Source organism: Acidobacteriota bacterium (assembly GCA_016208495.1).
In the GTDB taxonomy this organism is placed as follows: Bacteria; Acidobacteriota; Blastocatellia; order Chloracidobacteriales; family Chloracidobacteriaceae; genus JACQXX01.
In genome coordinates this window covers 25,838-39,638 of record JACQXX010000089.1, presented here as the reverse complement: position 1 = coordinate 39,638, position 13,801 = coordinate 25,838, and the positions used below count along the sequence as shown (strand labels likewise).

Sequence of the window (13,801 nt, the reverse complement as noted above, 5' to 3'; positions counted from 1 at the left end):
CCCTCAGCCCCAAGCCCCAAGCCCTGGTTTTTTCAGCCCGACGTCTTTCGTCTTTCCAGTTGCATTGGCATTCCGAATCTGGGGCGAAGCGTCATCATGGGAATCGGCTCAATCGGATGACCAGGAACCAGTTTGAATTTCCAGTGTTGGGCAAAAGTGGCCAGCAGGAGGACGCCTTCCATCCAGGCAAATCCTTCGCCGATACATTGCCGGGGCCCGCCTCCAAATGGGAAATAAGAAAATTTTGGTCGTTGTTCTTTGGCTTCCGGAGTCCAGCGGAGCGGGTCAAAGCGTTCAGGATCCGGGAAAAATCGCGGGTCGTGATGGGTGACCCACTGACTCATGACCACGACCGATTGGGGCGGCAGGGTGTAGTCACCCATCTGATACTCTTCGAGGTTACGGCGATCAATCATCCAGGCCGGTGGATAGAGTCGCATTGATTCTGCAAAGACCATATTGAGCAACGACAGGTGTGGGTAATCACGAGCAGCGGGGACGCGGTTGCCCAGCACGCGATCCAGTTCGGCATGGACCTGGGCTTCGATTTCGGGATGTTGCGCCAGCAGGTACCAGGTCCAGGTGAGGGCATTGGCGGTTGTTTCGTGCCCGGCCAGGAACAGCGTGACGATTTCATCTTGAAGTTGTTCGTCGGTCATCCCGGTTTCATCGCCTTCGACGTCGTGAGCCAGCAGCATCATGGACAACAAATCACCATGGTCAATCGTGCTTTGCCGGCGCTGATGGATAATGGCTGAAATCACCGAATCAAGTTGGGTTTTGATTTCTTCAAACTGGATTTCCTGGGCGTGGTATTCGTTTTGATCTTCGACAGCGGGTCCAATCATGCGGCGTAAATCCACCACATTCATCGCTTTAATTATCGCCATCGCATCAGCGCACGCCTGACTGATCTGGGCAGTTTCAGCTTCGATATTGGTTCCAAACAGAGTTTGGGTGACAATTTCGAGGGTGATGGCGGTCATATCAACCGACAGATCAACCACCTGATTGGGCTGCCAGCGTTGGCGCATGCGGATCGCTTTTTCAACCATCACGGCGGCATATCCAGCCACGCGTTCGCGGTGAAAGGCGGGTTGCGCCAGTCTTCGTTGCCGGCGATGGGTATCCCCTTCACTGGTTAATAACCCTTCTCCTACCACGTGTTTCGCCCGCTGAACACTGCGCCCTTTGACGAAGTTACGGTGATGCGTCACCAGCACATTGTTGATGTAGTGGGGATTGTTGATGAGAAAAACATTCTCGGCGCCGCGCTTGAAGTAGACGATGTCGCCGTACTGCTGAGCCAGATCGTGCAAGAAGCTGAGCGGCCCCTGGCGAAACAACGCCACGTGGTCGTCAGATGAAATTGGGCCTGGGCCCGGTGGGAGACTCAGTAAGGCCATAGACATCCGGCTAACAGCAAAAATCCCAAGTGGTGATACACCTCAGGTCAGATGACACCAGGAAACTCGACTGATTAAGATGATGGAAAGAAAATTGAAGCGCGAATGAAAAAGAGGTAGAGACGCGAATCAGAATCTGGCAAACAAACTGGAATTATGACATCTTTGACTGGAGTTGTCTATTGAGAGACGGATTCGGAAAAATCCTGTCCAGCGTTGATGTCCAAAGTCCGGATGTTAAAACTTTTTTAAGTGGCTGTAAAAGAAATATTTAGTTCATTCAATAAAATTTTTCGGAAGAATTAAATTGTTGGCGTTTATTCGTGCGGGAAAGACCGCTGATTACCGGGAATTGAGGGGAAATTCGGAATGAAAAGGCATCTGGTGAACCCTGAGATTGATTGGCGGATCCAGTGGTTGGGCGTGCTTCCGACCATGTTTTTCCTGGTGCATTTCTGGTTTCATTGGAAATCTGGAACGCCGGGCAATGGTTTGTGGATGTGCAATGCCTCGTCAGCCGCCCTGGGCATTGGCATGATGCTGAAGGTTCCGGTTCTGGTTCGAGTGGCGACAATCTGGCTCATTCCGGGGCTTCCGCTGTGGATTTATGATGCAACTCGATATGGAATGGGCCCGGTGACGACCATCCTGGAGCATGTCGGCGGGGTCGTTGTCGGCCTGTATGCCCTGGGCCACGTTCGGGCGCATCGCTGGATGTGGCTACAGGGCATCGGCTGGTTTGTGGTCATCCAGCAAGCGGGGCGCTGGCTGACAGATCCAACCCTCAATGTCAATACGGCCCATTTCCCGCATGCTTCGGTGGCTCAATCATTTCCGGTCTACTGGCATTACTGGCTGGCTTCAATGGGCGTGGTCGTCATCAGTATGTGGCTGCTCAGTTGGGTACTCAATCGGGTATTCCCAGAAAAGGCAGAATGAAGAAACCATTTAGTGGTTAGTGGTTAATGGTTAGTGGTTAGTGGTTAGTGGTTAGTGGTTAGAAATCAATGCTTTCGAAGAAGAGCCAAGGGCCAATCACTCATCACTAACCACTAACCACTTTCTTCATTCTTCATCTGGTTACAGGGTTGTCAGGTGGTTCAGATATTCTTCCAGTTTTTGCAATCGGACATCATAGACCGCCTGCTGGACGGCTTCGATCAGGTCGTATTCTTCCTTGATACACAACAAAATGAAAATCGCCCACAGCGTTCGCTGGCGGTCCATTTTGAGTGAATTGACCCGCGCCTTGTTTTCTTCCTTGTCGGCCTGGTTGCTGGCCAGAATGCTCTCAATTTCCATGTGGATTTCGCGCAGGATGTTGAACTTTACGTCAAACATCTGCAGGAATTTGTCTTTATACTCGTCATCGTCGTGGCGGTAATAGATGTGCCGGTACTGATAGAACTTCATAAACACATCTTCACCATGGCGTTTAGACAGACCCGTCACGGCTGAGATTTCATCCGGGCTGCTGTGCATAAATTTGTCAAAGGTCGAAAGCCCGGCCAGGATGATCCGATTCATCATCTTTTCATTGATTTCCGGAATCTGCTTGAGGATGAACTTAACGATCAGGACTTCTTTCTTGCTGTTCAGGTCGGTGTCTGAGAGATCAAGCGCAAAGGTTTTGGGGAGCAGCGTCGAAAGCCGGTCATAGTAAAACAACAGTCCCTGCACCGCATCATCAAGCAAATAGGTCAGATCCGGTACGGTTTTCTGATCCTGAAACACGCGCTGCATTTCACCCAGCGAATCGCAGATTTTGGTATATCCCATTTTTTCGGCTGAACCAAAAAGCAGATTGACCGATGGTTCAACCATTTCAATCCATTCGAGCGATGTCTGGCGATTGATTTTGAGGTTCAGCTTGATTTCACGAATAAAGTCTTTGAGCGGTTTGACATACGCGACGGCAATGTTGTCATAGAGTTCCATCAACATCTGCTCTTCGTGTTCGGTCAACCCGGCATCCTGACCAAAGCTGGGGAGATCCGCCCCGGTCGCGTGGAGCTGATTTTCCAGCACGCCAAACATGTCGTTAATTGAATCTTCGTCAAAGCCGATTTCGAATTCATCAAAGGCATCGTTGGCAAATTCAATGTTTTCAATTTTTTGCAGGATATTTGGTTCTGGCTCGGGCGGGGGCGGCGGGGCCAGGTTTGTATCCTGTTCCTGAAAGGAAAACTCGATATAACTGAGCAACGCTTCCTTGCTGTCAGCCGATTTGGTCTTGGCATAGGTCCCCACCAGATTGATGACCTGCTGGCAGACCGCCAGGTTGGCCGCCACAAAGATTTGCCGGGTGGCATACGCATTCCAGAAGTACTTGCGCATGACGTCCATGGCAAACTTGACCACTTCGTCCGGGGTGTTGTTGACAATGTCTTCACAGACTTCGGAGGCCGCCTTGTACGCATTGAACAAGACCGGTTTGCGTTCGATTCGCTGCAGATAGGTAATGAGCATTGACAGCGAATCGTTGATGGCGCTGCTGATTTCGTGGGACTTTTTGTGGGCGTCAATTTCGATCATGTTCTGTTTCAGCATATAAAACAGAACTTTGTAGAGATCGTACTTGCCGAGCCGGGTCGCCTGCTGCAGGGCGACGATATCCGGGTTGTTTTTGAGTGCCTGCCAGACCAATCGGCACTTGGCGGGATCATCGGCATCTTTGAATTGCAGGAAATAGGCACCGACTGGCCGCTGACTAAAGCGAGAGTCAGGCAGGATTTCACTCCCAACGATTTGCTGAACTTCGCCTTTCTGGACCAGTCCTTCGTGAATGAGCCGCTGGGTTTCCTTTTCAAGTTGTAACCCGCTCAGGGTCCCGGTTCTCCCGGTTTTGGGCCCAAATGTGACTTGCAACACGTCGCGGGATTCAAGCAGGAATGTCCAGAAAAAGGCATTTTCCTGATCAACGTACTGGGCGCTGATCCCGGCATAGAGCGCTTCGCCTTCACCAAAATCAATTGAGCAGTCAACCTGGTCAACGGTGCGCACCTTGAATTTCCCAGTCATTCCAGCTTCATGAATATAGAGCACCATTTCTGGAATATTTTTGGCTATCGCCAGCCGATTCAACGATTTATCTGGGCAATACACTGGCGGGGGCGCAACCGCGGCCTGTGACAAAATACTGGCGGCCTTGGTGTGAAGTGTATTGCTGGCGGGCAGGGAAGTCGTGATTTCCTTGCACAGGTTGGTGACATCGTCCGAGCGGGTATAGGCCAGGGCTTTGAGCAGATTGAGCGCGGAATCAACATTGCCGAGCAGCGAAAATGAAAATCTCATTTTTTTGACTTCCGCCCGGATTTTGGTGGTCAGGTTGGCCACTACCCTGTTCGGAAGCATCACCTGTGAAAAGCGCTCCGCAAATTCGTTGGACCAGTTTTTCTGGGCAAACTCAATGGCGGATTCCAGGGCTTTGTCAGATTCGAAAGCGGCCAGCGTCAGTGCAATTTTATTGGTCAGGTCAACCGAAACCGGGTCCTGGAGCTTGCGAAATACCGCCAGTTTTTCAATCAATCGGTCAGCCGCCTGATCGGTCGCCAAAAAACTCAGGGTTGAAATACATTGCAGGTTGACCTGGCGGGCGCTTTTTGGGTTTAAATGCCGGTCAACGAGTTCAACCACCTGATTTTTCCGCATCGGGTCGTTGGTGACAATTTTGCCAAACAGGAAAATCAGGTTGCGGATGTAATACCAGGGCGTTTGATCGGTGCAATTGGTGAGGTCGTGGACCAGGGTTTCATAAATCCCATAGCCGTAACATTCCAGCACATTGAGAATCACGCGTCGGGTCCGGCGATTTTCTTCAACCAGTAGTTTGTCGAGCAACGGGCCTGGATACCACTCGGTAAAGAGCCCGAGCAAGGAGCGCACCAGGAACCGATTGGTTTTGCTGGCCGTGTACTCCTCGATTTTTCGGGTGCTGAACATATTGAATTTGGCTTGAAACCGGGCGTGTTTTTCCAAATCAACACCCTTGGATTGAGCCAGGTCCACCAGCAAATCCATCATCTGGACGCTTTGCAGTAGGTAATCGTCGTTGAAAAACGCAACGGTCAGATCCAGACACTGCGCGATGTAGTCATCAAGATTGAATTTCTTCTTGTTTTCATACATCGCGTCTTTATCGCCTTCATTGGCAATAATAATTTCGCGACGTGCGTCCTTGTCTTTGACCAACCCGACGAAATCTTTGAACAAGGTGCTGATGCGGGCCGTGTGCTGGGCCATTTCAGCGCCTTGCTGTTCGTCGGCAAAGGTAAACCGGCTTTCGAGGGCCAGAATGTTATGCGTGACATTTTTATAGAGGTCTTCGTTGAACTGCTCTTCTTGAACTGCGGCAGCCGTCCGTTTTTCAAGCGCAAAGACCGGTTGCTCCTTGATATCACCAATCGGGCGGATATCCTGCCAGCTATATTGCGCAAACAGGGCTGTGAGTTGACCGCGAAAATTCGGCGGACAAAATTGAAGCAACGCCTCTTCGAATAATGGAAAAAATTTATAAATTCCTTCAAATTTAACGATGCGATAGAAAAAGATGTCAAAAACCTTGTTTCGGGCCTGCATCAGATTTTGGGGAAGGGCCCCCGAAGTTTGTTTGACAGCCCAGGTCATGGTGATATGCGCAATCGTACGCACATCATTTTTCATGATGGTCATCAACGAATGCCCAACCAGTGCCGGGGCTTTGTGACCTGACAAAAAGGACTCGAAATCAAGGGTTGCCTGCTGAAGAAGGTCCTCCATAGCAACGAACTCCTCTGCTGGTGTCTTTCGGCAAACAGTCTGTATTTGGATATGGTTCAGGAATCCGCCAGGTGAATGAGCCTGCATCGCCGGTGATGCTCTGAAAAGATAGATCGTTCAATGAGTTGCAAAGAGCCTGTCCCAGGTGAGAGTGCCGGCCAACTGACCGAATGACGAACCTGCCGTGCGCGGTTTGAGTTTTCGGTTTCCCTGGATCTGGAAGTTATTTCCTGTGAATTCTGGCTAAGATAAGCGGGGATGAGCAACTATATGTGTTTTGCGCGAAAAAGAAAACCTTCAGTGTAGGATGTGAAAAAGAAGTGGGATCTGGGTGGTTACCGCATAAGCGTCAGGATAAGAGACATGGGCTCGATCTGGACAAGGGGACACGGGGACAAGGAGCAAAAACGGATGGTCTCAATTCTCGCTCCCAATCGGAGGTTGTTCAGGCCCACAAGAACTGGTTTGATGTCTCGTTGTCTCCTCATCTCCTTGTCCCACATGCGCTCAAATTTTCTTATCCGGGCGCATATGGGTGGTTATCGGTAGTGTGCCCTGGCGTAGACTTCACCGCCGCCGCCGGGTGGGAACTCAAACCCATCAAGCGTAGTTCGGGCCACCAGGACATGGCTTGGGTGCCAGAGGAAAATCCAGGGGGCTTCCTGGACAATTTTTTCCTGAACCGCCAGATATTTTGACGCTTCGGTGGCCTGATCCATTGAAAACGGCGACTGTTGTGCCTGATCAATCAGGGCGTCAACGTCGGGGTTGCGATACCGGGCATAGTTAAGTTCGCCGGTGTCAGCGTTTCCACGGACATGAATCGCTCGCGAATGAAACGCCCCTTTGAAAATCGTGACAAACTGGTTGCCCCCGGTCAATTTCGCCAGAGCAATCGCATAATCGCCATACCGCAGCCGTTCAAAATAGAGCGCGGTTTCAACCGAGTGTAGTTCGATCTGAACTCCAATGTGCCGCCAGTTTTCCTGCAAGATTTCCCCAATTCGGCGTTGATTGGCATCGGCGGTGACCAGCAACGTGAGTTTGGCGGGATTCGTGCCATTGGCTTCCCGCCACAGCCGGGTTGCCTGCTGGCGATCAACGTCAAAGCGCATCAGGTTAGGTGAGAGCGCCCAGTGTTTGGGCGGGAGCGGCGACAGGGCCGGTTCGGCATTTCCGCCCAGAACACGGTTGATGATTTCAGGGCGATTGATGGCCAGCGCCAGGGCCTGACGAGCTTTCACGGATTTCAGGAGCGGATTTTCAGTATTGAGCGAGAGATAAACCAGACCACCGCCAGGGAATACTGTCACTTTCCAGTCTGGATTGGATTTCCATTGTTCAAGCTGGCTCGGCTGCAAGTCGGCATCAAGCAGAAAGTCGAGGCTGCCGCTGGCCAGTTCGAGTTCGCGGGTGGCGGCATCCGGCAAGATGCGAATGGTCAGTGTGATTTGAGGTTTTGGTGGAGACTGGCTGTTGCCGGCAAACGACTTCAGTCGGATCCATTGCGAGGGCTGGTAGGCGTCAACCTGATAGGGGCCGGTTCCGATTGGATGATCGGCAATCGTGGGGCTGCTTCCTTCGGGAATAATGCCGACGGCCACCAGATCCACCGGTAATCCAGGATTCGGTTCACGATTGCGAAATTCGACGGTCAGTTCATCCAGGGCTGTGACCTCAGCCAGTTTTGAAAAAGCCGATGCCTTGCCGGTATGTTCGGCGAGCATGCTGGTGTAGGTATAGGCCACATCCTGGGCACGGCAAGGGCGTCCGTCGTGGAACGTGATCCCCGCTCGGAGTTTGGCGACCAGCCGCACTGCCGTCGGATCCATTTCCCACGTTTCGGCCAAATCGGCTTCGAGGCCATAGGTGTGACTTTTCTTGAGGAGCGTTCGAAACAACAGTTGCTGCACGTGGGCGGTATCTGCCGAGGTCAGTCCACGCGGATCAAACGTCAGTGGCGCGGAGATGATGGCTGTGACCAGTTCGTGGCGCTCGGCCCGATTGGTGGAACTGGTTCCAGCCCTGTGCCGCCGACAGGCCCCAGAGCAAACCAAACCCAGGCTGAGCAACCAGACAATGATATAGCTTTTTAGATAAATATTTCCTGAGTTTTTATTTTTTGAAGTTTTATAAACTATTGAAGAATCTGGATTTATTTTCTGTGTGTTCCGTGTATTCCGTGGTTTCTTTATCTGAAATTCTATAATTCGGACAAGCATAAGAAGTGTTGAACCTCCAAAAAATACTGGCGCGCCAGAAAGAAAGCGCGCCAGCATAAGCCAGAAGGTCAGGTGCTTCCAACTTGTATTTAATCTGCGGCAAGGACTTCCGCCACAGCATCGGTCGTCTGGTTGGCGGCACCTGCCGCTTGAATATCTTTCATCACTTCAGCCACCGAAGTTTCGGTTTCAAGAACGTGCCGCTCGACATTGGCATTCAACCATGTGTACATCCAAAGCGCGGCAATACCAACCAGGAAACCAAACGGGATTGGAAGCAGTTGTTCTGAAAGCTCGCCGAGACTGAAGGCGCAGGTGTATTTGGTAAAGAAGATATAGAGTACTGTTCGATAACCAAAATATATCCCGCCAGCACATCCCGCCAGAATGACCAGCCACCCAGTGGTTGATAATTCCCTGAGTCCTTGTCGTAAGCGTTGTGTCCGCTGGATTTGCGCCTGGCGAATTCGATTTTGAACAACCTCAACCTGAGCATACCTGGAAAGATTTACAAATTCTGGTTGCCGCATTTCCATCAGCCCGGCGGTCAGAACCTGGCCAGTTGTGCTTTTCGGAAAGGCAGCAATCGTTTCAAGGAGGTGACGTGGGTCGCGGTTTTTGGGTCGTTGATTCAGACGTTTTTTCAAACGCTGGTTTTGATTCCGGGCAGTGTAGCAGGTGAGCCAGCGTTCGACGCCAATCGCCAGGCAGAAACTTGCGGCCAGAAACAGACCCAGGATCAAACTGATGAACTCCAGACTGACTTTCTTGACCATTCCCAACATTGAAAAATCTTCAGGAGCGGCTTCTCCAGAAGAGGATCCTGTCGAGGTATTTGCAAATGCGGTTCCTTCTGGGCCAGCCACAGGCACCATTTGAGTCAACGGCATTTGATTTTCAAACCGGGGAGTTTCTTCAACTGCGACAAAGGCGGTGTATTGGGTCATGAGGCGGTAGGTAAGCCCCAGTTGAACAATGGCTTCTTTGTTTTTTGGTTCTGATGAGTCATACCATTGGGGTTGTCCAAACGCCTCTGACTGGAGATGATCGAGCGCTTTGCGGGCCCAAAGTGTCCTTAACACCTCATGGTCTGAATTGCGTTCTGGGAATTCAACCTTGATGGCCCGGACAAATGGACGACCGCCCAGTTTTCCATGCAGGTGAATCACTTCAGCGCCTGGTTGGGCATATCGCCCGGCGATAATCACGGGTTTGGCTGAAAACAAATCTGGAATTCGCATCGGGAAAACCTGTTGAACTCCAAGCCCGCCCCAATCAATCCACATATCTGTCAGGAGTGGGTTTCGCACCCGCTCATAAAACCTGGATGCAACTTTTCCCGCATCTGCAGCAAGCTGGACATATTCAGCTTCGCCTCCGCCTTCGAGTGCCATCGTGTCGAGCAAAAACCGATTGACTCCTTCGCCAACTCCAAAAGAAAAAACACGGGCATTTGGGTGCAGTTGAATTTCACCCAGGATTTCAAATTCGTTGCCCACATAGCCATCGGTCATAAAGCATACAATTCGCAGGTGATCCTGCTCGTCAGAGGGTGCCAACGCGGCTCGGATGGCCGGCATCATTTCCGTCCCGCCACCGCCAACCTGTCGGTCCAGCACGGCTTTGGCCTGCTCGATATTCTCGGCTGTGGCGGGCACTGGTTCTGGAAACAAGACTGAGGTATAGCCGGCGAAGGTGATCAGATTAAACGTGTCACGTGGGTTGAGATGAGCCAGGGAGTGGAAAATACATTCTTTGGCTTTTTCAAGGGGTGGGCCAGACATGGATCCCGAAGTATCAACCACAAAGACAATTTCCTTTGGGGAAATATCGGCTTCTCTGGCTTGATGTGGTGGATGGAGCAGGAACGTAAAATACCCATCGTTATTTTCACAATGCGTCAGTAAAACGTCTGAAATCTCAGTTTCCGCAACTTGATAAGTGAGAATAAAATCCCGATTTGGAATCTCATTTATTTGTTGGAGTTGAACTGTGGACTTTGAGTGATCAGAAGTTGTGGTTGTCCTGATCGCATGGCTGGTTGAAACAACGTGCTGGACTGGTTTACCGGCATCAATCGTGACAGAGATCGAAAGCGTATGGCCGGGCCGGGTTGTTACTGGCGGTTGACTCAGGGCTGGTTGTGAACTTGATACCGGCTGGTATCGTGGGCCAACCACAGTTGGAAAAACAAACTGGTACTGACCATTTTCATAACTCAGCGTTTCAGCATACGTAATTTCAACCCGAATAACTTCCTTCGGACCAATATTGGCGACCGATTGGGTAAATACATTGGGTCGTTCTTGAGTGAGCAGGGCAGCCGTTCGTCCCGACTGGCGTGCCGCCTGGTAGATGCGCTCGGCTTCTTCGCGGCGGTTGATTTTGCCGACAATCCGACGCGTACCAATATGAATAGTCATCCCATCAACTGCCGCATGATTTGAGAGTGGAAAAAGGTAAATGGCTTCAATTGGATGATTGTTCGGGTTATAAAAAATTTGGGTAACGTTCACTCGGGTAATCGGGCCACTGATAGTGGCGGAAACTTCGGTTTTACGGAGCGGGCAATCTGAGGCAATCTGTCCATTGGAATCGAGTACCATCAGCATGCCACTGCCTGGATTGATGGCTCCATCGGCATAAACCGTTGACTGACATTGCCAGAGTATCCCTGCGATCAACAAGGTCATAAACCCAACCAGAAGACACACTTGTCCTGTTCGACGCATAGACGTCTACCTCCAATGTTTGATTTGTTCGGAAGCATTGGTCGAGTTGGACACCGGTTAGGAAAATTAGTTCCTGGGAATCCATTTAGAGTTCCATCTGTCCGCCTGGGACAACAGCGAAAGGAAAGATGAATTGCATTGCCGGGATAGCCGCGCCATAGTTTCGGGCCTGAACCAAAGCCTCTGGTCTGGCAACAACTTCCTGTTGACCAGACTTCCTCAGTTTTCAGAAATAGTGAGCAAAGGAGACAATTGATGCAGCAGCGCAAACTCGGAAGAAATGGCCTGGTCGTCTCGGCGCTGGGCCTGGGCTGTATGGGAATGTCACACGCCTACGGTGTGCCTGACGATGCCGAATCCATGCGGGTTCTCCATCGGTATGTGGAGCTTGGTGGGAATTTCCTTGATACTGCGGAAGTGTACGGACCATACAAGAACGAAGAATTATTAGGCCGGTTTCTCCGCGAAGTACCGCGTGAAAAGCTCGTCATCGCCACCAAATTTGGCTTCCGGATTGACCCGCAAACCGGTGCGCCAACTGGTCTGAATAGTTCGCCAGATAACATTCGCAAAGTCTGTGACGACAGCCTGCGCCGACTTGGAATTGAAACTATAGATTTGTTCTATCAACATCGGGTGGACCCGGCTTTCCCGATTGAAGAAACGGTCGGGGTGATGGCCGAACTGGTCACGGCTGGAAAGGTTCGGGCATTGGGACTTTCTGAAGCTGGTCCTGAAACGTTGCGCCGGGCGGCAGCAGTTCATCCCATCGCGGCCTTGCAGAGTGAGTTTTCGCTCTGGACGCGTGACCCGGAAACCAATGGCGTCTTCACTGCCTGCCGGGAACTGGGAATTGGGTTTGTGCCATTTAGTCCGCTTGGACGCGGATTTCTCACCGGTGTCATCCAAAGCACGGCTGAGATTGGTGAAAACGACTTTCGCCGAACCAACCCGCGCTTTCAAGACGAAGCGTTTCAGAAAAACCTTGAACTGGCCGCTCATGTCAAGGCACTGGCTGCCCGCAAAGGCTGTACTCCGGCTCAGTTAGCTCTGGCCTGGGTGCTGGCCCAGGGCGAAGATATTGTGCCAATTCCTGGTACCAAGCGGGTGAAGTATCTTGAAGACAACCTGGGTGCCCTGGATGTCGAGCTTTCGGGTGATGAGCTTGAGGAACTTGACCGATTGTTCCCGCCAGGAATTGCGGGTCCACGCTACACCGCAGCAATGATGGCGTGGGTCAGTAAATAGAGGATGGAATGAAAGACACGGGGGTGAACACCTTGGGCTGAGGGCTTGGGGCTGAAGAAGACGGGCTCCGGGTTTGGAACCCATTTTCTTCCGCCCCGAGTCTTCGAGTCTTCAGCCCCAAGCCCTCAGCCCCAAGCCCCAAGCCCTGGTTTTCTCAGCCCCAAGCCCTGAGCCCTGGGTTTTTCAGCTTCCAGCCGTCGGCAGGGTAACGGTAAAGCACGACCCAACACCGACTTTACTGCGGACGGAGACGTTGCCGCCGTGGGCCGCCACAATTCGTTTGACAATGGCCAGACCGAGCCCGACGCCAAGTTTTGAGCGTTTGGTGGTTGCCTGCTGGTATGGGTCAAAAATATAAGGCAAGACATCGGCTGGAATCCCTTCGCCCGTGTCAGTGATGTTGACCACCAGGAAGGTTGAACCGGATTCGACCCCGGTGCCGCGGCTGACTTCGGTATCAACTGAAATCGAGCCGCCCGGAGGTGTGAATTTCACGGCATTGGATAGCAGGTTTGAAAACACCCGCTCAATTTTTCCAACATCAACCGGGATTTTGGGAAGATTCGGACCAAAGTTGACCGTGAGTGAAACATTCTGGCTGGTGGCAGCGAGGCGGATTTCTTCAACTGCGGCCTGTAAAATCTGGGTTGGGTCTATGACTTTACAGCTCAAGGTCAGGTCTTGAGCTTCGGACCGGAAGACTTCGAGGACTTCGTTGATCAGATCCAGGATTTTATCCACACTGCGGTCAGCGGAAGTTAAGAGAATCTGCCCCTGTTCCGTCAGGGTTTCTTCCAACGCAAACATCTCGAACGTGCCTTTGACCACACTCAAGGGAGATTTCAAATCGTGAACCAGCATCGCCGTAAAGTTGGCTTTAATCCGATCCAGTTCCTTGAGCTTCAGGTTGGCGTTTTCGAGTTCAGCGTTCTTCTGGACCATTTCGCGTTGCAGGCGAGAAATCTTGAGTTGATTCTCGATGCGGACCAGGACTTCCTCAAATTGAAACGGCTTTGACACATAATCCAGGCCACCAATCTGGAAAGCTTTCACTTTGTCCATTGTTTCGTCCAGGGCGCTAATAAAAATCACCGGGACATCTCGCGTTTGTGGGTCAGCTTTCAACTGACGGCAGACTTCATACCCATCCATTTCCGGCATGGTGATATCGAGCAGGATCAAATCCGGAAGACAGCTTCGCACGGCGGCCAGGGCGCGTTTTCCGCTGGTGGCTACCCGAACCCGGTATTTGTGTTCGGCTAACATGCCTGATAACAGGTTCAAATTGATAGGGTTATCGTCAACAATCAGAATGTCGCCAAGGTGTTTGGTCGGTTCATTCATGCGAGAAAGGTCCTGTGTGTGAAGAAATGAGGAAACCAAGAATGAAGAATCAAGAATGAAAAATCCATAGAGGACGGTTCAAACCTCAAAA

At 51.4% G+C, this 13,801-nt stretch carries 7 protein-coding genes; 2 read left to right on the top strand and 5 right to left on the bottom strand.

The window, feature by feature from the left end:
* Positions 1–32: 32 nt before the first annotated feature.
* Entirely contained in the window at positions 33–1,406 is a 1,374-nt protein-coding gene (locus HY774_18370; protein ID MBI4750451.1) for a cytochrome P450, read from the bottom strand.
* 369 nt (positions 1,407–1,775) lie between these two features.
* On the opposite strand from HY774_18370, the gene HY774_18365 reads away from it, so the two are divergent.
* Positions 1,776–2,345 (top strand): hypothetical protein, encoded by a 570-nt coding sequence (locus tag HY774_18365; protein ID MBI4750450.1) that lies wholly within the window; start codon positions 1,776–1,778, stop codon positions 2,343–2,345.
* Positions 2,346–2,486: 141 nt separating this feature from the next.
* Here the strand turns inward: HY774_18365 and HY774_18360 are convergent, their stop codons facing one another.
* The 3 genes from HY774_18360 to HY774_18350 all read right to left on the bottom strand — a co-directional run bounded on the left by HY774_18360 (position 2,487) and on the right by HY774_18350 (position 11,118).
* Positions 2,487–6,164, bottom strand: a complete 3,678-nt coding sequence (locus HY774_18360) for a hypothetical protein (protein MBI4750449.1) — start codon at positions 6,162–6,164, stop codon at positions 2,487–2,489.
* A gap of 539 nt (positions 6,165–6,703) precedes the next feature.
* Positions 6,704–8,221, bottom strand: coding sequence for an ABC transporter substrate-binding protein (locus HY774_18355; protein ID MBI4750448.1), 1,518 nt, complete (start codon positions 8,219–8,221; stop codon positions 6,704–6,706).
* Positions 8,222–8,475: 254 nt separating this feature from the next.
* A complete protein-coding gene (locus HY774_18350) occupies positions 8,476–11,118 on the bottom strand; it encodes a VWA domain-containing protein (GenBank protein ID MBI4750447.1) in 2,643 nt (880 codons plus the stop codon).
* 255 nt (positions 11,119–11,373) lie between these two features.
* On the opposite strand from HY774_18350, the gene HY774_18345 reads away from it, so the two are divergent.
* Positions 11,374–12,366: an aldo/keto reductase gene (locus HY774_18345; protein ID MBI4750446.1), complete on the top strand. Its 993-nt coding sequence runs from the start codon at positions 11,374–11,376 to the stop codon at positions 12,364–12,366.
* Positions 12,367–12,549: 183 nt separating this feature from the next.
* Here HY774_18345 and HY774_18340 read toward each other — a convergent pair whose 3' ends face one another.
* Positions 12,550–13,710, bottom strand: a complete 1,161-nt coding sequence (locus HY774_18340; GenBank protein ID MBI4750445.1) for a hybrid sensor histidine kinase/response regulator — start codon at positions 13,708–13,710, stop codon at positions 12,550–12,552.
* Positions 13,711–13,801 lie beyond the last annotated feature (91 nt).

Excerpts from the sequence above, each read along its gene's own strand:
- HY774_18370 (MBI4750451.1), bottom strand. The coding sequence starts at position 1,406 with ATGGCCTTACTGAGTCTCCCACCGGGCCCAGGCCCAATTTCATCTGAC.
- HY774_18365 (MBI4750450.1), top strand. The coding sequence starts at position 1,776 with ATGAAAAGGCATCTGGTGAACCCTGAGATTGATTGGCGGATCCAGTGG.
- HY774_18360 (MBI4750449.1), bottom strand. The coding sequence starts at position 6,164 with ATGGAGGACCTTCTTCAGCAGGCAACCCTTGATTTCGAGTCCTTTTTG.
- HY774_18350 (MBI4750447.1), bottom strand. The coding sequence starts at position 11,118 with ATGCGTCGAACAGGACAAGTGTGTCTTCTGGTTGGGTTTATGACCTTG.
- HY774_18345 (MBI4750446.1), top strand. The coding sequence starts at position 11,374 with ATGCAGCAGCGCAAACTCGGAAGAAATGGCCTGGTCGTCTCGGCGCTG.
- HY774_18340 (MBI4750445.1), bottom strand. The coding sequence starts at position 13,710 with ATGAATGAACCGACCAAACACCTTGGCGACATTCTGATTGTTGACGAT.